The sequence below is a fragment of the Solwaraspora sp. WMMB335 genome, from assembly GCF_049179075.1.
Classification (GTDB): domain Bacteria; phylum Actinomycetota; class Actinomycetes; order Mycobacteriales; family Micromonosporaceae; genus Micromonospora_E.
The window spans coordinates 349,562-371,823 of sequence record NZ_JBMHMF010000001.1 but is presented as its reverse complement, the minus strand read 5'-3'; the positions used below and the strand labels follow the sequence as shown (position 1 = coordinate 371,823).

The 22,262-nt window shown below is 70.2% G+C and carries 19 protein-coding genes; 8 read left to right on the top strand and 11 right to left on the bottom strand.

What is annotated here, in order from left to right; all coding sequences use genetic code 11:
* Window positions 1-23 precede the first annotated feature (23 nt).
* From ACN27F_RS01630 to ACN27F_RS01600, 7 genes are all read right to left on the bottom strand, one after another.
* On the bottom strand, window positions 24-2,573 hold the full coding sequence (locus ACN27F_RS01630; RefSeq protein WP_421430763.1) for an ABC transporter permease: 2,550 nt from the start codon (window positions 2,571-2,573) through the stop codon (window positions 24-26).
* Window positions 2,573-3,343 carry an ABC transporter ATP-binding protein gene (locus ACN27F_RS01625; protein ID WP_421430762.1) on the bottom strand — a complete coding sequence of 257 codons (771 nt, stop codon included), beginning with the start codon at window positions 3,341-3,343 and terminating at the stop codon, window positions 2,573-2,575. The genes ACN27F_RS01630 and ACN27F_RS01625 overlap by 1 nt, the downstream gene beginning before the upstream one ends.
* A gap of 229 nt (window positions 3,344-3,572) precedes the next feature.
* A complete protein-coding gene (locus ACN27F_RS01620) occupies window positions 3,573-6,134 on the bottom strand; it encodes an ABC transporter permease (RefSeq protein ID WP_421430761.1) in 2,562 nt (853 codons plus the stop codon).
* A complete protein-coding gene (locus ACN27F_RS01615; protein WP_421430760.1) occupies window positions 6,134-6,913 on the bottom strand; it encodes an ABC transporter ATP-binding protein in 780 nt (259 codons plus the stop codon). The genes ACN27F_RS01620 and ACN27F_RS01615 overlap by 1 nt, the downstream gene beginning before the upstream one ends.
* 186 nt (window positions 6,914-7,099) lie before the next feature.
* Entirely contained in the window at window positions 7,100-7,801 is a 702-nt protein-coding gene (locus ACN27F_RS01610) for a response regulator (RefSeq protein WP_421430759.1), read from the bottom strand.
* Window positions 7,798-9,069: a sensor histidine kinase gene (locus tag ACN27F_RS01605; protein ID WP_421430758.1), complete on the bottom strand. Its 1,272-nt coding sequence runs from the start codon at window positions 9,067-9,069 to the stop codon at window positions 7,798-7,800. The genes ACN27F_RS01610 and ACN27F_RS01605 overlap by 4 nt, the downstream gene beginning before the upstream one ends.
* A gap of 65 nt (window positions 9,070-9,134) precedes the next feature.
* On the bottom strand, window positions 9,135-10,043 hold the full coding sequence (locus ACN27F_RS01600) for a RecB family exonuclease (RefSeq protein WP_421430757.1): 909 nt from the start codon (window positions 10,041-10,043) through the stop codon (window positions 9,135-9,137).
* A 108-nt stretch (window positions 10,044-10,151) separates the two neighbouring features.
* On the opposite strand from ACN27F_RS01600, the gene ACN27F_RS01595 reads away from it, so the two are divergent.
* The 3 genes from ACN27F_RS01595 to ACN27F_RS01585 are packed head-to-tail and all read left to right on the top strand — an operon-like array spanning window position 10,152 to window position 12,855.
* On the top strand, window positions 10,152-11,297 hold the full coding sequence (locus ACN27F_RS01595; protein ID WP_421430756.1) for a site-2 protease family protein: 1,146 nt from the start codon (window positions 10,152-10,154) through the stop codon (window positions 11,295-11,297).
* Window positions 11,294-12,289 (top strand): tRNA (adenine-N1)-methyltransferase, encoded by a 996-nt coding sequence (locus tag ACN27F_RS01590; protein ID WP_421430755.1) that lies wholly within the window; start codon window positions 11,294-11,296, stop codon window positions 12,287-12,289. The genes ACN27F_RS01595 and ACN27F_RS01590 overlap by 4 nt, the downstream gene beginning before the upstream one ends.
* Window positions 12,286-12,855: a hypothetical protein gene (locus ACN27F_RS01585; protein ID WP_421430754.1), complete on the top strand. Its 570-nt coding sequence runs from the start codon at window positions 12,286-12,288 to the stop codon at window positions 12,853-12,855. The genes ACN27F_RS01590 and ACN27F_RS01585 overlap by 4 nt, the downstream gene beginning before the upstream one ends.
* 27 nt (window positions 12,856-12,882) lie before the next feature.
* Here ACN27F_RS01585 and ACN27F_RS01580 read toward each other — a convergent pair whose 3' ends face one another.
* Window positions 12,883-13,191 (bottom strand): ferredoxin, encoded by a 309-nt coding sequence (locus ACN27F_RS01580; RefSeq protein WP_421439902.1) that lies wholly within the window; start codon window positions 13,189-13,191, stop codon window positions 12,883-12,885.
* A gap of 283 nt (window positions 13,192-13,474) precedes the next feature.
* On the opposite strand from ACN27F_RS01580, the gene arc reads away from it, so the two are divergent.
* From arc to prcA, 5 genes are all read left to right on the top strand, one after another.
* Window positions 13,475-15,256, top strand: coding sequence for a proteasome ATPase (gene arc / locus ACN27F_RS01575; RefSeq protein ID WP_421430753.1), 1,782 nt, complete (start codon window positions 13,475-13,477; stop codon window positions 15,254-15,256).
* A gap of 207 nt (window positions 15,257-15,463) precedes the next feature.
* Window positions 15,464-16,981 carry a depupylase/deamidase Dop gene (dop, locus tag ACN27F_RS01570; protein WP_421430752.1) on the top strand — a complete coding sequence of 506 codons (1,518 nt, stop codon included), beginning with the start codon at window positions 15,464-15,466 and terminating at the stop codon, window positions 16,979-16,981.
* A gap of 133 nt (window positions 16,982-17,114) precedes the next feature.
* The gene (locus tag ACN27F_RS01565; RefSeq protein WP_421430751.1) at window positions 17,115-17,330 is read left to right on the top strand and encodes a ubiquitin-like protein Pup; all 216 of its coding nucleotides are present in this window, start codon (window positions 17,115-17,117) and stop codon (window positions 17,328-17,330) included.
* Between the two features lie 136 nt (window positions 17,331-17,466).
* Window positions 17,467-18,306, top strand: coding sequence for a proteasome subunit beta (gene prcB / locus ACN27F_RS01560; RefSeq protein ID WP_421430750.1), 840 nt, complete (start codon window positions 17,467-17,469; stop codon window positions 18,304-18,306).
* 69 nt (window positions 18,307-18,375) lie between these two features.
* Window positions 18,376-19,224 carry a proteasome subunit alpha gene (gene prcA, locus ACN27F_RS01555; RefSeq protein WP_421430749.1) on the top strand — a complete coding sequence of 283 codons (849 nt, stop codon included), beginning with the start codon at window positions 18,376-18,378 and terminating at the stop codon, window positions 19,222-19,224.
* 29 nt (window positions 19,225-19,253) lie between these two features.
* Here prcA and ACN27F_RS01550 read toward each other — a convergent pair whose 3' ends face one another.
* From ACN27F_RS01550 to rfbB, 3 genes are read right to left on the bottom strand one after another with little or no spacing between them, the layout of a single operon-like run.
* Window positions 19,254-20,297, bottom strand: coding sequence for a glycosyltransferase family 2 protein (locus ACN27F_RS01550; RefSeq protein WP_421430748.1), 1,044 nt, complete (start codon window positions 20,295-20,297; stop codon window positions 19,254-19,256).
* 48 nt (window positions 20,298-20,345) lie between these two features.
* On the bottom strand, window positions 20,346-21,278 hold the full coding sequence (rfbD, locus tag ACN27F_RS01545) for a dTDP-4-dehydrorhamnose reductase (protein WP_421430747.1): 933 nt from the start codon (window positions 21,276-21,278) through the stop codon (window positions 20,346-20,348).
* Window positions 21,275-22,258, bottom strand: coding sequence for a dTDP-glucose 4,6-dehydratase (rfbB, locus tag ACN27F_RS01540; protein WP_421430746.1), 984 nt, complete (start codon window positions 22,256-22,258; stop codon window positions 21,275-21,277). The genes rfbD and rfbB overlap by 4 nt, the downstream gene beginning before the upstream one ends.
* Window positions 22,259-22,262: the final 4 nt, after the last annotated feature.

Genomic DNA, 22,262 nt, shown 5'->3' with positions numbered 1-22,262 from the left:
GGTCGACCCGGCCAGCGGGTCTGTCAGTCGTGTGCGATCGCGGCCAACACGTTGAGCCGGGCGGCCCGGACCGACGGCAGTACCGCCGCGACGACGCCGATCCCCGCGGCGAGGGTGAGCAACACCGCCATCTGGCTCCACGGCAGCACCAGGTCGCTGATGCCCTGATCGCGCAGGGCGTGTACCACCGCGGCACCCATCCCGCTGCCGACCGCGACCCCGAGCAGCGCGCCGAAGACCGAGATCACCACGGCCTCGACGGTCACCATCCGCATGGTCTGCGACCGGCTCAGCCCGATGGCGCGCAGCAGACCCAGCTCGCGGGTGCGTTCGAGCACCGACAGCGCGAGGGTGTTCACGATACCCAGAACCGCGATCAGGATCGCGAGCGCCAGCAGGATCTGGATCATCGTCAGCAGGGTGTCGAACTGGCTCGTCTGTTGTTCGATGAAGGCCGCCCGGTCGGCGACGGCGACCTCGGGGGAGTCCGCGAGCAGCGCCTCGACCTGCGCCAGTACCGGATCGACCGGGGTGCCCGCAAGCAGTTTCAGGTACGCCTGGGTGGGTTGCGGCATCGCGAAGTTGTCGGTCGCGGCGGCCGGGACGACGAACCCGCCGAACAACTCGGACTCGGCGTATATCCCGGTCAGGGTGTGCCGCGCGGGTTCACCCCGGTTGTACCGGACCTCGACCTGGTCACCGAGCGCCAGTCCCTGCTCGGCGGCGGTCGCCGAGTCGACCAGCAGCCCGTCACCGGGCAGCGTGTCGATGCTGCCGGAGACCGGTCGGGCCCGGTAGATCTCCTTGAGCGCAGCGATGTCGCTGGTGGCGATGACCCAGTGCCGCTCGCCGTCGAGCAGCGCGATGTCGCTGTACACCCCGGCGGCGATGTCCACTCCGTCGATGCGGGCGGCGGCGTCGAGGACCGCCGGGTCGAACGACGGCGGGCGGGGTCCGGTCTGCACCCCGGAGATGACCAGCTCGGCCTGGATGGTGTCCTCGGCCAGTCGGGTGATGCTGTGTCGGGCCGAGTCGAGGATGACGGTCACTCCGGTCACCAACGCGATGCCGACCATCAGCGCGGCGGCGGTGATCGCGGTACGGCGCGGGTTGCGTCCGGAGTTGAGCCGGCCCAGCTTGCCCGGCACGGACCAGGAGAAGATCCGGCCGATACCGGCCACCACGGGCCTGCTGATCATCGGCGTGAGCAGCGCGACGCCGATGAAGGTGACCAGGACGCCGGCCAGGATCGTCCACAGCGTGCTGGCCGGGGCGTTGCCGCTGAGCCCGAGCCCGAGCAGGGTCGCTCCGCCGGCGCCGACGACGGTGCCGGCGATGGTGATCCGGGTCAGCGGCCGGTCCGGCGTGGCCACCTCCTGCATCGCGGCGACCGGCGGAATCCGGGACGCGCGTATCGCGGGCAGTACCGCGGCGATCACGGTGACCAGCAGACCCACGGCGAACGCGGCGATCACCGCGCTGGCCGGCACGCCGATTCCGGCCAGCATCAGGCCACCGCTGAACTGCCCGAACAGGTAGGCCAGTCCGGCACCGGCGCCGATCCCGGCGGCGAGCCCGAGGATCGAGGCGAGCAGGCCGACCGCGACGGCTTCGACGAGTACGGATCCGATCATCTGTCCGCGGCTGCCGCCGACGGCCCGGATCAGGGCCAGTTCCCGGGTGCGCTGGGCGACGATGATCGAAAACGTGTTCAGGATGAGGAAGATGCCGACGAACAGGGCGACACCGGCGAACCCGAGCAGGATGTTGTTGAAGAACCCCAGCCCTTCCTTCAGCCCGGTGGATGCCTCTTCGGCGAGTTCGCTGCCGGTCCTCACCTGGTAGCCGGTGCCCAGGACGGCGGCGATGTCGTCGCGTAGCGCCTGCGGTTCGACGCCGTCGGCGGCCCGTACGACCACGTTGGTGTACACGTCGGACTCGCCGAGCATGAGCGCGGCGGCGGCGTCGTCGGTGAAGGCGACCTCCTGCACCCCGCCGATGCTGTCCCGTCCGCCGCTGTAGCCGAAGACGCCGACCAGGGTGAAGTCCTGCCGGGGCAGGCGGGTCAGCACACCGACCCGGTCGCCGACGGTCAGGCCGGCGGTTTCGGCGACGGCCGCGTTGACGGCGACTTCGTCGTCCGCCACCGGGCCGCGGCCCTCGCGTAGTTGCAGCAGTTCGTCCTCGCCCACCCAGTTGCCGCCCAGTTGGGGAGGGCCGAACGAGGTGAGCGCCTTTCCGTTGCTGCCGATCACCCGGGCACCGTCGGCGGTGATCACGCCGGTCGCCCGCGCCACTCCGTCGACGGCTGCCACCCGGTCGACGATCCGGGCCGGCAGCGGCGCGGTCACCTGCTCGCCGTCGAACTCCGAAACCTCGATGTTCGGCGTGGCGCTGACCGCGACGTCGGTGGTGGCGTACGCGTCGGCGAACACCGAGTCGAAGCTGCGGCCGAGGGTGTCGGTGAGCACCAGCGCCCCGGACACGAACATGACGCCGAGCACCACCGCGAGTCCGGACAGGACCAGCCGGAGTTTGCGGGCGAGCAGGCTTTTCACGGTGGCCCGCAGCATCAGGCCACCGCCTCGGTGGCCGCGTTGTCGAGCTTCTTCATGGTGTCCAGCACGGTGTCGGGTGTCGGCGCGGTCAGTTCGTGCACGATCTGGCCGTCGGCGAGGAAGACGACCCGGTCGGCGTAGGAGGCGGCGACGGGGTCGTGGGTGACCATGACGATGGTCTGTCCGTGGTCGCGCACCGAGTTGCGCAGGAACCCCAGCACGTCGGCGCCGGCGTGGGAGTCGAGGTTGCCGGTGGGTTCGTCGGCGAAGATGACTTCGGGGCGGGCGACGAGGGCGCGGGCGCAGGCGACGCGTTGTTGTTGTCCGCCGGACAGTTGGGCGGGTCGGTGGTGCAGGCGGTCGCGTAGGCCGACGGTGTCGATGACGGTGTCGAACCAGGTGGGGTCGGGTTTGCGGCCGGCGATGGCCAGGGGGAGCAGGATGTTCTCTTCGGCGGTGAGGGTGGGGAGCAGGTTGAACTGTTGGAAGACGAAGCCGACCTTGTCGCGGCGTAGGCGGGTGAGTCCGGCGTCGCCGAGTCCGGTGACGGTGGTGTCGCCGATGGTGATGGTGCCGCGGGTGACGTTGTCGAGGCCGGCGAGGCAGTGCATGAGGGTGGATTTGCCGGAGCCGGACGGGCCCATGATCGCCGTGAACCGGCCACGGCGAAACTCGGCGTCGATGCCGCGTAGCGCGATCACCTGCGCCTCGCCCGACCCGTACACCTTCCAGACATCTGCTGCCCGGGCCGCGGCCCGGGAGTGTCCCGTTGCCGTCGTGGTCACTGGTCCTCCTCGGAGATGACGTGTGGTCAGCCGCCCCCGTGCGCGGCTGGTGTCTTCATCGTCGGTGTCACCGAGGGCGGTTCCATCGGTCCGCAGCACGACGCGGGCGCGGATTTCCCGCTGCGGGTGGCTCCGGATGGCGGGTCAGGGTTGTCCCTGAGTCCGGATCGGACCGATCGATAGCGACCACGACGTGGCTGGATGCCGGCACGCCGGTGACCGCTTCGGATCACTCGTAGGCGATCGCCTGCAGTACGTTCAACCGGGACGCCCGCCAGGCCGGCCACCAGGCGGCGAGCACGCCCGCGACCGCGGCCGCGACCACGAATCCGGCCAGTTGGCCGTACGGCACGCTGACCACGGTCAGCACGTCCTGTGCGCGCAGCGCGAACGACGCGGCCAGGCCGAGCGCGACCCCGAGCCCCACCCCCAGCAGGCACCCGAAGACCGCCATCAGCAGCGACTCCACCCGGACCATCCGGCGGATCTGTCGCCGGCTCATCCCGACCGCCCGGAGCAGTCCCAGCTCACGGGTACGTTCGTAGATACTCAGCACCAGGGTGTTGACGATGCCGAGGAAGGCCACCACGACGGCCAGCGCAAGCAGCACGTAGAAGATCCCCAGCAGGGTGTCGACCAGTGCGTTCTGTTGTTCCACGAAGCTGGTGCGGTCGCCGACCGCCACCAGCGGGTAGTCCGCCATCAACGCCTCGACCTCGGCGACGACGCGGGACACGTCGGCGTCGTCGGCCACGTCGACGAAGCCCTGGTACGCCAGCGGCCCGGCGAAGTAGCGCACCTGCGACTCGGGCAGGATCAGTCCGGCGGTCAGCGCGGTGCGGTAGATGCCGACGATCTCGTACGGTCGGTCGCCGCCGCGCGGCATGGCGATGGTCACCTCGTCGCCGACGGTCCAGTCGTTGGACTCGGCAGTGTTGACGTCCACGACCGCCTCACCGGCACCCGGGTCGAGCCGCCCGGCCTCGGTCTCCAGGGCGAACATCGGCTCGGCCTGATCGAGGTCGGTCGCGGAGACGAGTTGGTTGGGCTGCCCGTCCACGGTCATCACCGCGAAGTGGTACGCGACCGTGGCACTCACCCCGTCGAGGGCCGCCACCTCGTCGAGCCGCTGCGGGTCGAATCCTTCCCGCCCGGTGGGAAGTTGCTGGCTGTTGGTGAGGATCATCACGTCGGCGCCCAGGTTGTTTTCCACCAGGTCCGTGGTGGTCGCCTTCAGCGAGGCGCCGATGACCGTGATGGTGCTGACCAGCGTGACGCCGATCATCAGCGCGGCGGCGGTGATCGCCGTGCGCCGAGGGTTGCGCAGCGCATTGCGTCGACCCAGCCCGCTGGCCGCTCCCCAGCTCACCAGCCGCCCGATCGTGCCGGCGAGTGGCCGGGTCAGCGCCGGGGACAGCAGCGCGACGCCGACGACGGTCAGCAGCACGCCGCCGCCGAGCGCGAGTGCGGTCAGCGCGCCCGCCCCGACCAGACCGGCGGCGAGCAGCAGCCCGCCGAGGCCGGTCACCACGGCACCGACCACGGTCAGCCCGGTCAACGACTTGTCCGGTCGACTGGTGTCGTGCATCGCCGCGATCGGCGGCACCGATGATGCGCGGATCGCCGGAATCAGCGCGGCGACGATCGTCATCAGCACGCCGACCAGGTACGACACGATCACTACCAGCGGTGTGACGATCAGCCCGCCCTCGGGCAGCGACAGCGCCGACGCCGCGACCGCCTGCAGCGCCGCCGCGGCGCCGACGCCGGCGGCCAGACCGAGGGTGGCCGCGAGGACCCCGACCACCAGCGCCTCGAACAGCACGGCGCCGGTGACCTGTCCCCAGCTGGCGCCCAGCGCCCGGAACAAGGCGAGTTCCCGGGACCGCTGGGCGACGAGAATGTTGAACGTATTGAAGATCAGAAACATCCCGACCAGCAGGGCGACCAGTGCGAAACCGAGGAAGAACCAGTTGACGAAGGTCAGCAGCTGCTGGAACTGGGCGGCCTGGTCCTCGGCGAGCTGCTCGCCGGTGAGCGCCTCGAACCCGGTGGGCAGCTCGCCGGCAACCAGGTCCCGTAGTTGCGTGTCGGTGACCCCGGGCTCGGCGCGCAACTGCGCCGTGCCGTACACCCCGGTACGACCGTAGAACAGCCGCTGCGCCTGCGACTCGGTGAAGGCCACCATGGTCTCGCCGGCCAGCGAGTCCCGCCCGCCGCTGTATTCGAGCAGGCCGACGACCTCGTACTCGACGGCCTCGTAGGCGGCCGAGACGTAGACCCGTAGCCGGTCGCCGACCTCGACGCCGGCCTGTTCGGCGGTGAGCCGGGTGACGACGACCTCGTCGTCGCGCTGTGGCGCGCGGCCCTGCGCCAGGCGCAGCAGCGCGTCGTCGTCGTCGGTTACCTCTTCGCCGGAGTAGCCGACACCGATCTGCGGCGCGCCCTGGGTGGGCACCGCCTTGCCGTCGCTGGCCCGGAACGGGATCACGCCGGTGGCGCTGGCCTCCCCGGTGACGGCGGCCACCCCGTCGATGTCGGCCAGCCGGTCCAGATCGGCATCGGTCAGCAGCGGCGGTTCGCCGTCGGTGCCGGACTGGTCGTCGGCTGCCTGGATCTGTACGGCCACGTCGGCGTTGACCGTCTGGAAGAGCCGTTCGAAACGGTTGCCGAGGCTGTCGGTGAGCACCATGGAACTCGCGACGAACAGCACCCCGAGGATGATCGCGAAGCCGGACAGGACCAGCCGGAGTTTGCGTGACAGCAGGCTGCGTAGCGTTGCCCGGAACATCAGACCCCCTCGGCGCCTTCGGTGACCGCCGTCACGTCCAGGTTCTTCAGCCGGTCGAGCACCGCTTCGGCGTCGGGGTCGTGTAACTCGTCGACGATCTGGCCGTCGGCGAGGAAGACGACCCGGTCGGCGTAGGAGGCGGCGACGGGGTCGTGGGTGACCATGACGATGGTCTGTCCGTGGTCGCGCACCGAGTTGCGCAGGAACCCCAGCACGTCGGCGCCGGCGTGGGAGTCGAGGTTGCCGGTGGGTTCGTCGGCGAAGATGACTTCGGGGCGGGCGACGAGGGCGCGGGCGCAGGCGACGCGTTGTTGTTGTCCGCCGGACAGTTGGGCGGGTCGGTGGTGCAGGCGGTCGCGTAGGCCGACGGTGTCGATGACGGTGTCGAACCAGGTGGGGTCGGGTTTGCGGCCGGCGATGGCCAGGGGGAGCAGGATGTTCTCTTCGGCGGTGAGGGTGGGGAGCAGGTTGAACTGTTGGAAGACGAAGCCGACCTTGTCGCGGCGTAGGCGGGTGAGTCCGGCGTCGCCGAGTCCGGTGACGGTGGTGTCGCCGATGGTGATGGTGCCGCGGGTGACGTTGTCGAGGCCGGCGAGGCAGTGCATGAGGGTGGATTTGCCGGAGCCGGACGGGCCCATGATCGCCGTGAACCGGCCACGTGCCAGGTCCACGCTGACCCCGCGTAGCGCGATCACCTGCGCCTCGCCCGACCCGTACACCTTCCAGACATCCACCGCACGGGCGGCCGGGCCGGCCGCCGTCGTCACTGTCACCCTCACCACTCCTGCCGTTGTCGGATGCCACCAACGCTAGGCGTCGGCGACGTCGGCGACGTCGTGCCGGGGTACGGTCGTGCGCTCCACCGCGCCGCGCCGCAGGCTCCGACCTGAGAAGGATCCGCGTCGCAGGCTCCGACCTGAGAAGGATCCGCGCCGCAGGCTCCGACCTGAGAAGGATCGGCCGGCTCAGCCGCCGGGACGCACCAGCCCGGATTCGTACGCCAGCACCACCGCCTGCACCCGGTCCCGCAGGCCGAGCTTGGTCAGGACGTGCCCGACATGCGTCTTGATCGTGGTCTCGCTCACCGACAGCGTGGCGGCGATCTCGGCGTTGGACAGGCCGCGCGCCATCTGCACGAGCACCTCGCGTTCCCGCTCGGTCAGCACGTCGAGACTTTTCGGCGGGGTGGCGTCGGGGTCGGGCAGCGACAGCGCGAACTTGTCCAGCAGCCGGCGCAGGATTCGCGGTGCGACGACCGCCTCGCCGACCGCGACGGTGCGGATCGCGGCGACCAGGTCCTCGGCGGGTACGTCCTTGGCGAGAAACCCGCTGGCGCCGGCCCGCAACGCACCCACCACGTACTCGTCGAGGTCGAAGGTGGTCAGTATCAGCACCCGGACCGGCAGCCGCGCGTCGACGATCGCACGGGTCGCCGCGACCCCGTCCATCCGCGGCATCCGGATGTCCATCAACACCACATCGGGCAGCAACCGGCGGGCCAGGTCGACGGCTTCGGCCCCGTCGCCGGCCTCACCGACGATGTCGAGGTCGGTCTCGGCGCCCAGGACCATCCGGAACCCGGTGCGTAGCAGCGGCTGGTCGTCGGCGAGCAGGATGCGTACCGGACGACCGCCGGCCGGTCGTCCGGTGGCTGCCGGTGCGGTCACGGTGTCCCCTTTCGTGTTGCCGCGCCCAACTGTTCCATCGGCAGTTTGGCGTATATGCGAAACCCGCCGCCGGGCCGGGGTCCGGTGCGTAGGGTCCCGCCGTACAGGGCGACCCGCTCGCGCATGCCGACCAGGCCGTGGCCGACGGGTGCGCGGTCCGGGGCCGGGCCGCGGCCGGTGTCGAACACCTCGAGGATCAGCCAGTAGACGCCGAAGCTGAGCCGGACCTCGGCGGTGGCGGCACCGGCGTGTTTGAGCGCGTTGGTCAGGGCCTCCTGCACGATCCGGTAGATCGTCAGCGTCACCCCGGGGTCGAGGTCGCCGGGCACCCCGTCGACCCGAAGGGTGACTGGCAGGCCGGCCTCGCGGATCTGCTCGACCAGCGACTCGATGCCGGCGAGCCCTGGCTGGGGGGCGAGTTCGGCGTCGGCCGGCTCGGCGTCGGTACGCAGTACGTCGAGCAGCCGGCGCATCTCGCGCAGCGTGCTGCGGCTGGTCTCGGCGATGGTGCCCAGCGCCTCGTCGGCGGCGGCGGGGTCGCGGTGCAGTATCCGACGGGCGCCGGTGGCGAGCACGCCCATGACGCTGACGTGGTGGGCCACCACGTCGTGCAGCTCCCGCGCGATGCGCCGTCGTTCGTCCGCGACGGCCTGCTCCGCCGTGGCCCGTTGGTTGTCCTCGGCGACCCGGGCGCGTTCGGCCAGCGCGTGCGTGGACGAGCGCCGGGCGTGCACGCTACGCCCGATGAAGAAGCAGGCGAGGGCGCTGAGTCCATTGACGAACAGCAGGTACAGCCGGGACACGTCCAGCGCCTGCGGGGCCGGAAGCACCGCGTTGGCGGTGAGCACCGGCAGCCACAGCAGCACCGTGGCGAGGATCGCCGGACCCAGTCGTAACCAGGCGGCGGCGGTGTAGGTCAACACCACCACGCCCAGTGACATGCTCAGCGGCTCGTGTTCGGTGCTCATCGGGATCACCACCGCGGCGGCGCTGCCCAGCACCGCCGGCCAGAGCAGCACCCGACGCAGGGCGAGCGGCACCGCCCCCAGCAGGCTCCAGCCCACGATCGCCGGCCAGGACAGGCCGCTGTCGAGCCGTTGCGGCGTGACGGGGGTGAGCATCAGGTCGACCGCGACGATCGCGGCGGCGAGCAGAGCGTCACGCCACAGCAGCGCCGGGGCCGGCCCGGCGGGGCCGCCGGCGCGGACCGAGCGCCACCAGCGCCGGAGCGACTCGCCGGCGGCGCGGTCCGGCGCGGTGGCGTCCATGTCTGCGACGGTAGCCGCCAGCAGCGGTGGGTTCGGCCCACCACGGCCGGATCCGGTCTCCTCCCTCAGCAGGAGACCGGATCGTTCGACGGTGTCGGGAAGGACGGGGGAGTTCCGCCGTACGCGGGGCAGTAGGCCTGGTAGCTGCACCAGTCACAGAGCCGGCTCGGCTTCGGCCGGAAGTCACGGCTGTCGGTGGCCTGGCAGATCGCCCGCCACAACGCCAGTACGGTGCGCTCGAAGCGCAGCAACTCGTCGGCGTCGGGAGTGTAGTCGCAGACCTCGGCGTCTTTGAGATAGAGCAGCCGCAGCACCCGGGGGACCACCTTGCGGGTACGCCACAGCACCAGCGCGTAGAACTTCAACTGGAACAACGCCCGGGACTCGAACGCCTCCCGGGGGGCCCCGCCGGTCTTGTAGTCCACCACCCGTAGGTCGCCGTCGGGTGACACGTCCAGCCGATCGATGTAGCCACGGATCAACAGTTGGCCGTCGACCGTCGCGTGTACCAGGCTTTCCCGCTCCGCCGGCTCCAGCCGGCGTGGGTCCTCGACGGTGAAGTAGCCGGCCAGTAGTTCACGGGCGACGGCGAGGAACCCGTCCAGGTCCGGGCGGCCGGTCGACTGATCCGCCGACTGATCGTCCGGTGCCGCGGCGAGAACCTCCCCGATCGCGGGGTCCTGCGCCAACAGACGCTGCCACTGCGGCGCGACCAGGGCACCGGCCGCCTCCGGGGTGCGTTGCGCCGCAGGTAGGTCGAACAGCCGCTCCAGCACCGCGTGTACCAGCGTGCCGCGGACCTGCTCGACGGTGGGACGCTCGGGCAGCCGATCGATGCTGCGCAACCGGTACAGCAGCGGACAGGTCTTGAAGTCCGCCGCCCGCGACGGCGACAAAGTGGCCTGCCGGGGCACCCCGGCGGTGGTGTCGCCATCCGCGTCGAACGTCACCTGCTGCACCGTTTCCGCCGTCATGCCACGCAGGGTAGGTCACGGGTACGACGCGGCTGCGCGCTGGCCCGCCGGCCAGCGTGGGGCAAACCGTGCGCCGGCCGTACAGCCGCGTTCCGTAGCATCAACCCGATGGAGGACACCGCACAGCGTCCCCGGGACCGACCCGACCGGCGGCCAGGGATCAGCCTCGGCCGGGTGCTCGGCTTCCCGGTCTATCTCAACGCGTCGGTGCTGTTGCTGGCGGTCCTGGTCACCGTCGTCTACGGCGAGTTCGTCCGGGGTCAGCTGGACGTCGCGGCACCGGCGCGGTACGCGGTCGGGCTCGGGTTCGTCGTCTGCCTGCTGGGGTCGGTGCTGCTGCACGAGCTGGGGCACGCGTTGACCGCGCGGCGGCACGGGATCGGTGTGCGCGCGATCACTCTGGAGATGCTGGGCGGGTACACCGAGATGGACCGCGACGCGCCGACCCCAAAGGTCGACCTGCTGGTATCGCTGGCCGGTCCGGCCGTCTCGCTCGGCCTGGGCGTGGTCGCCGCGGTGGCCGCCCTGCTGCTGCCGGACCGCACCCTGGTCGACCAGTTGGCGTTCCAGTTGGCGGTGGCGAATCTGCTGGTCGCGCTCTTCAACTCGTTGCCGGGCCTGCCGCTGGACGGCGGCCGGGCACTGCGGGCGGGGGTCTGGGCCGTCACCCGCGACCGCCACGCCGGCACCGAGGCGGCCGGCTGGGTCGGCCGGGCGGTGGCAGCTGGCACGGCCGCGCTGGTGGTGCTGCTCACCGTGGCCGGCGCGCTCTCGCCGTTCGGGCTGATCTTCATGCTGCTGGTGTCGTTCACCCTGTGGCAGGGTGCCAGCCAGTCGATCAGGGTGGCGCGGATCGGCCGACGGTTTCCGCTGATCGATCTGGCGGCGCTGGCCCGGCCGGTCTTCGCCGTGCCCAGTGGCACCCCGCTGGCCGAGGCGCAGCGGCGCGGCCCGGACACGGCAGTGCTCGGCGTGGCCGATTCCGTCGGCCGGCTGGTCGCGCTGGTGGACCGGACCGCAGCCGCCGCGGTGCCACTGGAGCGACGGCCGTGGGTGGCGGTCGACGCCGTCGCCCGGGGCATCGACGGGGTGCACCGGATACCGGTCGGACTCGGTGGTGAGCAGGTGGTCCGCACCGTGCAGGAACATCCGGGCGCACAGTACCTCGTGACCCGGGGGGAAGATGTGATCGGCGTGTTGAACGTGGCCGATCTCGCGCAGTTGTTGGAGCCGAACCGAAAGATGAATCCGTGACCCCGCCGACCACCGCCGTCGTAGCCGGCGACCCCCCGACCACCCCCATCTCGGCCAGGCGTGGACCGTTCCAGCCGGGTGACCGGGTGCAGCTGACCGACCCGAAGGGCCGGATGCACACCGTCACCCTCGTCCCCGGCCGGTCGTTCCACACCCACCGCGGCGCCCTCGAGCACGACGCCCTGATCGGGTTGCCCGACGGCAGCGTGATCACCTCGGCCGGTGGGACGGCCTACCTGGCGTTGCGTCCGCTGCTGGCCGACTACGTTTTGGGCATGCCGCGCGGCGCCCAGGTGATCTACCCGAAGGACGCGGCGCAGATCGTCGCCATGGGCGACGTCTTCCCCGGTGCCCGGGTGCTGGAGGCCGGGGCGGGGTCAGGCGCGCTGACCTGTTCGCTGTTGCGTGCCGTCGGTGCCGACGGCGAGGTGCACTCCTACGAGGTCCGTCCGGACTTCGCCGACATCGCGCGTCGCAACGTGGAGGAGTTCTTCGGCGGCCCGCACCCGGCCTGGCGGTTGTCCGTCGGTGACGTGGCCAGTTGTCCGCTCACCGGATTCGACCGGATCGTGCTGGACATGCTCACCCCGTGGGATCTGCTCGATCTGGTGGCGGGGGCGCTGCTGCCGGGCGGTGTGCTGATCGGCTACGTGGCGACCACCCCGCAGCTGAGCGAACTGGTCGAGGCGTTACGTGGACACGGCGGTTTCACCGAGCCGCAGGCCTGGGAATCGCTGGTGCGTGGCTGGCACGTCGACGGTCTCGCGGTTCGACCGGACCACCGGATGGTCGGGCACACCGCCTTCCTCGTGTCCACCCGGCGGCTCGCACCGGGGGTCACCGCGCCGCCCCGGCGTCGTAAGCCCAGCCGGGGTGCGCAGGCGTACGCCGAACGTCGCGGTGCCGGCGACGCACCGGAGCGGACCCATCGCCCGTCCGTGGCCGACGGGGTCGGGGGTCCTGCGCCGGTCGACGACGAGGGTCTGGCGTGAGCCGGCCGGCGTTCGGCGGCGGTGAGCTGCCGGCGGTCTTCCCGGACTGGTCGCCGTACCCGGATCTGGACGCGGCGGCCCGTGCCTATCTGCGGGATCCCGATGTCGCGCTGGACGCGCTGAGCGCGGTGCTGGCCGGTGCCGAGGTGCTGGCGTTCACCCTGGAGCGGTTCGTCAACGAGGTCAACGGGGTCTGGCAGGAGGTGGCGATCTGTGACGGCGGCCGGATGATTCTCTGGCACGGGGAGGACGTTCCGCCGGGCGACGGGCCGGTGGGCTCGATGACCTCGTCGCTGCGGGTCGTGCCGCTGTCGACGGTGACCGAGGTCGGTTGTCGGCGTCGGTTGACGCGTACCCCCTCCGGCCAGGCCCGGGTCGACAGCGTGGACGTCTATCTGCTGCTGAGCTCGCAGGACGAGACGGTCCAGTCGGATGAGCACGCCAGCCCACGACACGACGCGTTGCGGTTCGGCAAGACGTTGGACGACGGAGGTCCGGGGCAAATTGCCCGACTTGAGGAGTTCGCGCGGGTTATCGCGTCGGTGGTCGGCCGCCCGCTGCTGTGAGATAGATAACTCGTTGTCGGAGTGTGGTCACCCAGCGTCTGGTCCGGCGACCTCGGTCTGATCCGCCGAACGCAGGACATGGATACACTCGCCCGGACAGTCCTTGGCCGCGTCGATGACGTCCAACCGCAGGTGGTCCGGCACGTCCACCCGGCTGCCGGCGGCGATCTGAAGCTCGCCGGATCCGTCCTTCACGTAGGCCAGGCCGTCGATGTCGAACTCGAAGACGTCCCGGGCGTACTGCACGCAGAGACCGTCACCGGTACAGAGATCCTGGTCCACCCAGACCTGCAGTTCGCCGCCGGCAGGGGCGTCCGGCGTGTCGCCACCGGGCACTACGGCGCTGCGGCTGTCGGTCGGGGTGGTCACGGCACACCTCCTGGGCTCGGGGCTTGCGAATACCGGTCGGTCCGGGCCGTCGGCGTCGTCCACCGACACGCCGCCGACACGCCGCCGACGGTACCCGAACCGGCCGGGGCGCGTCCCGAGCGGGCCGGTGGCCGGCCCGCATGCGAACGATGTGATCAACGTTGTGGGACGACTGTGTTGCGTGGGTTCGAAACGTCCGGCAAACGGCTAGTGTTATGGCAGAACGTTTTAGCCCCCGGGGAGGTGGGACGTGGCACGCAGCGACGACGCGGATTCGCGCGCCGCACGGTGGGAGAAGGAGGCCCACGATCTCTCCACCCAGGTCGCGTTTCTTCAAGAGGAACTCGCTCTGGTGCGGCGCAAGTTGACCGAAAGCCCCCGACACGTCCGGCAGCTCGAGGAACGGCTAGCGGCAGCGCAGGCGCAGCTGGCCCGACTGACCGAGAACAACGAGCGGCTCGTGGCCACCCTGAAGGAGGCCCGGGCCCAGATCGTCACGCTCAAGGAGGAGATCGACCGGCTGGCGCAACCGCCCAGCGGGTACGGGGTCTTCCTGTCCAAGCACGCCGACGGCACGGTGGACGTGTTCACCGGTGGCCGCAAGCTGCGGGTGGCGCTCTCGCCGTCGCTGGACGCCGAGGAGCTACGCCGTGGGCAGGAGGTGCTGCTCAACGACGCGCTCAACGTGGTCGACGCGTTCGGCTACGAGCGGGTCGGCGAGGTGGTGATGCTCAAGGAACTCCTCGAGGATCCGGACGGCGGGCCGAGCGACCGTGCCCTGGTCATCTCGCACGCCGACGAGGAACGGGTGGTCCATCTCGCCCAGACCCTGATCGGTTCGGCGCTGCGGGCCGGAGACTCGTTGATGATCGAGCCCCGGTCGGCGTACGCCTACGAGCGGATTCCCAAGAGCGAGGTCGAGGAGCTGGTGCTGGAGGAGGTGCCGGACGTCGACTACACCGACATCGGCGGCCTGCACGCCCAGATCGAGCAGATCCGCGACGCGGTCGAGTTGCCGTTCCTGCATGCGGATCTGTTCCGGGAGCACCACCTGCGCCCGCCGAAGGGCATCCTGCTCTACGGGCCGCCCGGGTGCGGCAAGACGCTCATCGCCAAGGCGGTGGCCAACTCGTTGGCCAAGAAGATCGCCGAGCGGCGTGGTGAGGAGAAGCACACCAGTTTCTTCCTCAACATCAAGGGACCGGAGCTGCTCAACAAGTACGTCGGTGAGACCGAGCGGCACATCCGGTTGATCTTCCAGCGGGCTCGGGAGAAGGCCGGCGAGGGTACGCCGGTGATCGTGTTCTTCGACGAGATGGACTCGGTCTTCCGGACCCGTGGTTCGGGGGTCTCCTCGGACGTGGAGAACACCATCGTTCCGCAGCTGCTCAGCGAGATCGACGGGGTCGAGGGGCTGGAGAACGTGATCGTGATCGGTGCCTCCAACCGGGAGGACATGATCGATCCGGCGATCCTGCGGCCGGGCCGACTCGACGTCAAGATCAAGATCGAGCGTCCGGACGCCGAGGCGGCCAAGGACATCTTCTCCAAGTACATCCTGTCCGGGCTGCCGCTGCACGCGGACGACCTGATCGAGCACGGCGACGACGCGCAGGCCACCGTGGCAGCCATGATCGACGCCGTGGTACTGCGGATGTACTCCGAGACCGACGAGAACCGGTTCCTCGAGGTCACCTACGCCAACGGTGACAAGGAGGTGCTGTACTTCAAGGACTTCAACTCCGGGGCGATGATCCAGAACATCGTCGACCGGGGCAAGAAGATGGCCATCAAGGAGTTCCTGACCTCGGGCCGCAAGGGCCTGCGGCTGCAGCACCTGCTCGACGCCTGTGTCGACGAGTTCCGGGAGAACGAGGACCTGCCGAACACCACCAATCCCGACGACTGGGCCCGGATCTCCGGCAAGAAGGGGGAGCGGATCGTCTACATCCGCACCCTCGTCTCCGGCGGCAAGGGCGCCGAGGCGGGCCGGTCGATCGAGACCGCCAGCAACACCGGCCAGTACCTCTGAGCCGACCGTACGCGGCGGCGGACGCGACCGAGCTGTCGTGTCCGCCGCCGCGTCCGTCGTGCTGCCCGCTCGCGCCCCGCTACGGTCTCGCGGGCACCAGCGGTAGTCGCGCGGGCACGCCGACCACAGGATCCGTCGGTGCGGCGACTACGCTCGACATGACGGGCGTGAGTGAAGCGATCGCGAGTGAAGCGATGAGGTAACGGCATGAGTGTGCGGCGGATCATGGGTACCGAGGTGGAGTACGGCATCTCCGTGCCCGGACAGCCCGGAGCCAACCCGATGGTGACGTCCTCCCAGGTGGTCAACGCGTACGGGGCCCGACCGGAACTCAACCGGGGTGGGCGGGCCAGATGGGACTACGAGGAGGAGTCGCCGCTGCGCGACGCCCGCGGATTCACCTACTCCGGTGCGGCGTACGACCCGGCGGAGGCCCTCGCTGACGAGGATCTCGGCCTGGCCAACGTCATCCTGACCAACGGTGCCCGGCTCTACGTCGACCACGCCCATCCGGAGTACTCGACCCCCGAGGTGACCAACCCGCGGGACCTGGTGCAGTGGGACAAGGCCGGCGAGCGGGTCATGGCGGAGGCGGCCCGCCGCGCCGCGACCATCCCCGGCACCCATCCGATCCAGCTCTACAAGAACAACACCGACAACAAGGGCGCCAGCTACGGCGCGCACGAGAACTATCTGATGCGGCGGCAGACCCCGTTCGCCGACATCGTCGCGTACCTGACGCCGTTCTTCGTCACCCGTCAGATCGTCTGCGGTGCCGGGCGGGTCGGGATCGGCCAGGACGGTTCCCAGCCAGGCTTCCAGATTTCGCAACGGGCGGACTTCTTCGAGGTCGAGGTGGGGTTGGAAACGACCTTGAAGCGCCCGATCATCAACACCCGTGACGAACCGCATGCCGACGCCGACAAGTACCGTCGGCTGCACGTCATCATCGGCGACGCCAATCTGTCGGAGATCTCCACCTATCTCAAGGTCGGTACCACCGCGCTGATCCTGACGATGATCGAGGAGAAGGCGCTCGGCCCGGATCTCGGCATCGCCGATCCGGTCGCCGAGTTGAAGTCGGTCAGCCACGATCCGTCGCTGTCGCATCTGATGCGGATGCGCGACGGTCGCCGGCTCACCGCGCTGGACCTGCAGTGGGCGTTCTTCGAGCGGGCCCGGGCCTTCGTCGACGACCGGTCCGGCGACGACGTCGACGAGATCACCGCCGATGTGCTCGACCGTTGGGAGAACGTTCTGGAGCGGTTGTCCGGCGATGTGATGTCCTGTGCCCAGGAACTCGACTGGGTCGCCAAGCTGCGGCTGCTGGAGGGCTACCGGGAGCGGGAGGGCCTGACCTGGGGATCGCCCAAACTGCAACTCGTCGACCTGCAGTACGCCGACGTACGGCCGGAAAAGGGACTCTACCACCGGCTGGTCGGGCGCGGGGCGATGCGTACCCTGCTCGACGAGCCGGCGACCCGCGCCGCGATGGTCGAGCCGCCAGCGGACACCCGGGCCTACTTCCGTGGTCGCTGCCTGGCCCAGTACGCCTCCGAGGTCGTGGCGGCCAGCTGGGACTCGGTGATTTTCGACGTGGGCCGCGAGTCGCTGGTCCGGGTGCCGATGATGGAACCCGAACGGGGCACCCGCAAGCACGTCGGCGCGTTGTTCGATCGCTGTGTCAGCGCCAAGGATCTGCTGGAGGCGATCACCGGCGGGTGAGGCCGCCGGGACCGCCGTGGCACGCACCGCCGCGCCACGGCGGTTCGCTTGCCGCGAACGTGGGCGGCGGCGGCGGGTTCTGTCGCCACCGCGAGGTAAGTTTCACCCAGGCGATTCGCTGAGGAGGCACCTGATGGCTACCCGTGACAGCGGCGGTCAGTCCCAGTCCGGCAAGGCCCGCCGGTCCGAGGACGTCGACGAGGTCGCGACCGAGACGGACCCTGAGGTCGCGCAACGGCACGCGGAGATCACCGAGGACGTCGACGACCTGCTTGACGAGATCGACTCCGTCCTGGAGGAAAACGCCGAGGAGTTCGTCCGTGGTTACGTCCAGAAGGGCGGCGAATAACGGCCGCGGGCGGTGATGATCGCACCCGGCGGGTGCGCACGCTAGTCTGCTTCAACGACACCGGCGGTCCTGGCCAGTCCCGTGCAACGCCACGGCCGACTGGCCAGGACGATCACGTTCTGCAGAAAGGGACCACGTGGCAGCGGGATTCGATCCATCCGGGCGGCTACCTGACGTGTTCACCAGCGCGGGGACGTCCTCGTTCAGCCAGTTCCTGGCGACGGCGGCGCCGGAACTGCTGCCGGGGCGCCGTCCGCTGCCGCCGGGTGTCTCCGCCGACGTCGCGCCGCACGCGACCACGATCGTCACGCTGGTGACCGCCGATGGGGTGGTGATGGCGGGGGACCGACGGGCGACCATGGGCAACCTGATCGCCAACCGGGACGTCGAGAAGGTCCACCCGGCCGACGCCTACTCACTGATCGGTATCGCCGGCACCGCCGGAATCGGCATCGAGCTGATGCGTCTGTTCCAGGTCGAGCTGGAGCACTACGAAAAGATGGAAGGCGCGGTGCTGTCCCTCGACGGCAAGGCCAACCGTCTCGCTTCGATGATCCGCAACAACCTCGGCGCCGCGCTGCAGGGCTTGGCCGTGGTCCCGATCTTCGCCGGGTTCGACCTCGCCGCCACCGACGCGGCCAAAGCCGGTCGACTCTTCAGCTTCGACGTGACCGGTGGGCCGTACGAGACCACCGGATTCGACGCCATCGGCTCCGGTTCACTGTTCGCCAAGGCAGCGCTCAAGAAGCGCTACCGCGCCGGACTGAGCAGCGCCGAGGCGGTGCGCCTCGCGGTCGAGGCCCTCTACGACGCGGCCGACGACGACACCGCCACCGGCGGACCCGACCTGACCCGGCGGATCTTCCCGATCGTGATGACCGCGACCGCGGCCGGTACCCACCGGCTCACCGACGAGGAGTCGGCCGAGCTCGCCGAGGCGGTCGTCGCCGGGCGTACCGAGAACCCCGGCGGCTGAGCGGGGATCCCCCGCCGACCGCCCTGATCCGCTGTTGTCGACCCACCTGGCCGAAGGAGAGCCGCCGCCGTGGCAATGCAGTTCTACGCCTCGCCCGAGCAGATCATGCGGGACCGTTCCGAGCTGGCCCGCAAGGGCATCGCCCGGGGCCGCAGCGCGCTGGTGCTGAGCTACGAGGGCGGGGTGCTGTTCGTCGCCGAGAACCTGTCCAGCGCCCTGCACAAGGTCAGTGAGATCTACGACCGGATCGGGTTCGCCGCGGTGGGGCGCTACAACGAGTTCGAGAACCTGCGCCGGGCCGGGGTCCGGATGGCTGATCTCAACGGCCTGAGCTACGACCGTCGGGACGTGACCGGGCGGGCACTGGCGAACGCGTACGCCCAGACCCTGGGTGCCATCTTCACCGAACAGTCGAAGCCGTTCGAGGTGGAGATCTGCGTGGCCGAAGTCGGTCTGGAGCCGTCGGCCGACGAGATCTACCGGCTCACCTACGACGGCTCGGTGACCGACGAGCCGGGCTGGATGGCGATGGGCGGGCACGCCGAGACGATCGCCGGGGCGCTGCGGGCCGACCACCGCCCCGACATGCCGCTGGCCGCGGCGATCCAGCTCGCGGTGCGCGCGTTGGCCGGCGTCGGCAGCGAGAACGGGTCGACCCGCAGCATCGCCGCCGACCAGTTGGAGGTGGCGGTGCTGGACCGTCGCCGCAAGGGCCGTACCTTCCGGAGGATCACCGGCGCGGCGCTCACCGCGCTGCTCGACGGTGGCGCCGATTCCGCACCCGAGGAGCCACCTGCGGCCAGCGGCCGCGCCAGCGGCCCTCGGCTGCCCGAAACGGCGCCGGAGAAGCCGACTTCCTCGGCCGGCTCGGCCGATCTCGAAGACGCCGGCGGGGGCAGCGAGGACGAAAAGGACTAGGCCCTAGGCCCGGTGCCACCGGCGGTGGATCACACCCACCGCCGGACCACCCGCCAGTATCCGGCCATCGCCGTGTTGAACAGCGCCGTCCCGGGCGGTTCTACCAGAGGGGTGTCCAGCCGGTCGGTGAGTACCCGCATCCACACCCGATCGGCAACGGTCCGTTCGGCCTGCAGCACCGCCCGTCGGTGCCGGACGTGCCGGCGGTGTCGCCACAGCCACCGATAGCCGCGCAGCTTGTCCGGTAGCCAGCCCTGCCGGGCGGCCAGGGCCAGCATCGCCAACTCCAACGCGACCAGCGGCGGACCGAGAAGCAGCAGTGACCGGGTCCCCCACACGGTGGCGACGAACATCAGCCGGTTTCGTTCCACCAGGTAGAACTTGAAACCGTTGCGGCTGAACTCGTAGCGGTGCAGGGCCACCGCGTCGGGCACGTTGATCACCCGTAGCCCGATCCGCCAGGTACGGATGGACAGGTCCGCATCCTCGTGGTAAGCGAAATAGTGGGGGTCGAACCCGCCGAGCCGGTCCCAGTGGGCCCGGCTGGTGACCAGGCAGGCCCCCATCGCGCCGGCGGTGTCCGTCGGCGCGCTGCGGGTCTCCCGTTCCCGGAACCCACCGATCCAGCTCAAGCCCAGCACGTGCACTTCGTTGCCTCGCGAGTTGAGCAGGTCGGGCTCGTCCGCCAGCCGCACCGCCCCGGCGGCGATTCCGACGGCGGGGTCGGCGAGTTCCGCCACCAGCCGGGCCAGCGTGGTGGGCTCCACCACCGCGTCACCGTTGACCAGCGCCACGTACTCGCCGCGCGCGGCGGCGACGCCCAGATTGCAGCCGGCGGAGAAACCGAGGTTCTCGCCGTCGCCGACCACGGTCACTCCGGGTACGGTACGCAGCGCGAGGACATCGTCGGTGGTGCACCCGTTGTCCACCAGCACCACGTCCACGTCAACCTTGACCGAGCTGAGCAACGCTTCGACCGCCCGGCGAAGCAGCGGCTCCTCGCGCCAGGCGAGCACCACGGCGCTGACCCGTGGCAGACCGTCGGTCGGGTTCTGCTGATGGGTGTCGGACATGTGACTGTCTCCTGCGTCGGAGCCGCCTCTTCTGCGGCCGGTTGGTGCTCAGTCGGTGAACGCAGGGTCACGTAGCGCGGCGGAGAGCATGCTGCGCCAGTCTGCCATGGCCGGTAGCCCGGCGAGCGCCCAACGCTCGTGTCCGAGCACCGAGTGTGCCGGCCGCGGCGCGGGCCGGGGGAACCGGTCGCTGGTGGTCGGGCGTACCCGCCGCGGATCGAGGCCGCGTACCGCGAACACCTCGCGGGCCAGGCCGCACCAGGTGGTCTGACCGCTGGCGGTGCCGTGGTAGATCCCGGCCGGCGCGCCACCGGCGAGCGCCGCGTGCGCGAGCCGGACGATCTGCTGTGCCAACGCGTACGACCACGTCGGCTGACCGCGCTGGTCGTCGACCACGTCGAGGTGCTCGCGCTCGCCTGCCAACCGCAGCATGGTCGCCACGAAGTTGGGCCCGTGCGCGCCGTACAGCCAGGCGGTGCGGACCACGTACCCGTGGCGCGGCAGCAGGTGCAGGACGGCCTGCTCACCGACGAGCTTGCTGCGCCCGTACGCGTTGCACGGCGCGGTCGGTGCGTCCTCCGGGTAGGGCAGTTCGCCGTCTCCGGCGAAGACGTAGTCGGTGGAGACGTGCACCAGCACCGCTCCTCGGTCGGCGCAGGCTTGGGCGAGGTACGTCACCCCGGTGCCGTTGACCGCCGTGGCCTGGGCTTCGGCGGACTCCGCGCCGTCGACGTCGGTCCACGCGGCCGCATTCAACACCACTCGGTGGCCGTCGACCGCCGCCTCGACCGCGGCCGGGTCGGTGATGTCGAGGTCAGCACGGGCGAGCCCGGTGACGCTCACCCCGTCGGACCGCTCGCCGAGCACGGTGAGCAGATCCCGACCGAGCATGCCGCCGGCGCCGGTCACCAGCCACCGCTGGGTCGTGGCGCCGCCCGTCGGCTCGCCGGTGACCGTGGTGTCGGCACTCGTTCCGCTCATCGTGCGGCGGCCTTCTTCAGCGGCTCCCACCAGGAACGGTTGTCTCGGTACCAGCGGACCGTGGCGGCGAGCCCGTCGTCGAGCGTGACGCTTGGCGCGTACCCGAGCTCCCGGGAGATCTTGTCGATGTCCAGCGAGTACCGCCGATCGTGCCCCTTACGGTCGGTGACCGGAACGACCCGGTCCCAACCGGCTCCGCACGCCGTCAGCAGCCGGCCGGTGAGTTCCTTGTTGGTCAACTCGGTGCCACCGCCGATGTGGTACACCTCGCCGCTGCGGCCACCGGCCGCTACCAGCGAAATTCCCACACAGTGGTCATGTACGTGCAACCAGTCACGGATGTTGCCGCCGTCGCCGTACAGCGGCACGGTCTGTCCGTCGAGCAGGTTGGTGACGAACAGCGGGATGACCTTTTCCGGGAACTGGTACGGACCGTAGTTGTTGGAGCAGCGGGTGACCACCACGTCCATCCCGTGCGTGCGGTGGTAGGCCAACGCGAGCAGATCCGAGCCGGCCTTCGACGCCGAGTACGGCGAGTTTGGCGCCAGCGGCCAGTCCTCGGTCCAGGAACCCTCCTCGATCGACCCGTACACCTCGTCGGTGGACACGTGTACGAAGCGGGCGGTGCGGTGCCGCAGCGCGGCGTCGAGCAGGGTCTGGGTGCCCGCCACGTTCGTCGTGACGAACTCGGCCGCTCCGGTGATGGAACGGTCGACGTGTGATTCGGCGGCGAAGTGCACCACCATGTCCTGGCCGGCCAGCGCCTGGTCGACGAGAACCGGATCGCAGATGTCGCCGGGGACGAAGGTCAACCGTGGGTCGTCACGGACCGGGTCGAGGTTGGCCAGATTGCCGGAGTAGGTCAGCTTGTCCAACACGGTCACCGCGCTGGGCGCGTCCGTGCCGACCGGCTGGGTGAGTAGCATGCGGACGTATTCGGAACCGATGAAGCCGGCACCGCCGGTGACGAGGATCCTCACGGGT

Bases quoted from the DNA above. Each gene is read 5' to 3' on its own strand.
- ACN27F_RS01630 (WP_421430763.1), bottom strand. From the start codon at position 2,573: ATGCTGCGGGCCACCGTGAAAAGCCTGCTCGCCCGCAAACTCCGGCTG.
- ACN27F_RS01620 (WP_421430761.1), bottom strand. From the start codon at position 6,134: ATGTTCCGGGCAACGCTACGCAGCCTGCTGTCACGCAAACTCCGGCTG.
- ACN27F_RS01605 (WP_421430758.1), bottom strand. From the start codon at position 9,069: ATGGACGCCACCGCGCCGGACCGCGCCGCCGGCGAGTCGCTCCGGCGC.
- ACN27F_RS01600 (WP_421430757.1), bottom strand. From the start codon at position 10,043: ATGACGGCGGAAACGGTGCAGCAGGTGACGTTCGACGCGGATGGCGAC.
- ACN27F_RS01595 (WP_421430756.1), top strand. From the start codon at position 10,152: ATGGAGGACACCGCACAGCGTCCCCGGGACCGACCCGACCGGCGGCCA.
- dop (WP_421430752.1), top strand. From the start codon at position 15,464: ATGAGTGTGCGGCGGATCATGGGTACCGAGGTGGAGTACGGCATCTCC.
- ACN27F_RS01565 (WP_421430751.1), top strand. From the start codon at position 17,115: ATGGCTACCCGTGACAGCGGCGGTCAGTCCCAGTCCGGCAAGGCCCGC.
- ACN27F_RS01550 (WP_421430748.1), bottom strand. From the start codon at position 20,297: ATGTCCGACACCCATCAGCAGAACCCGACCGACGGTCTGCCACGGGTC.
- rfbD (WP_421430747.1), bottom strand. From the start codon at position 21,278: ATGAGCGGAACGAGTGCCGACACCACGGTCACCGGCGAGCCGACGGGC.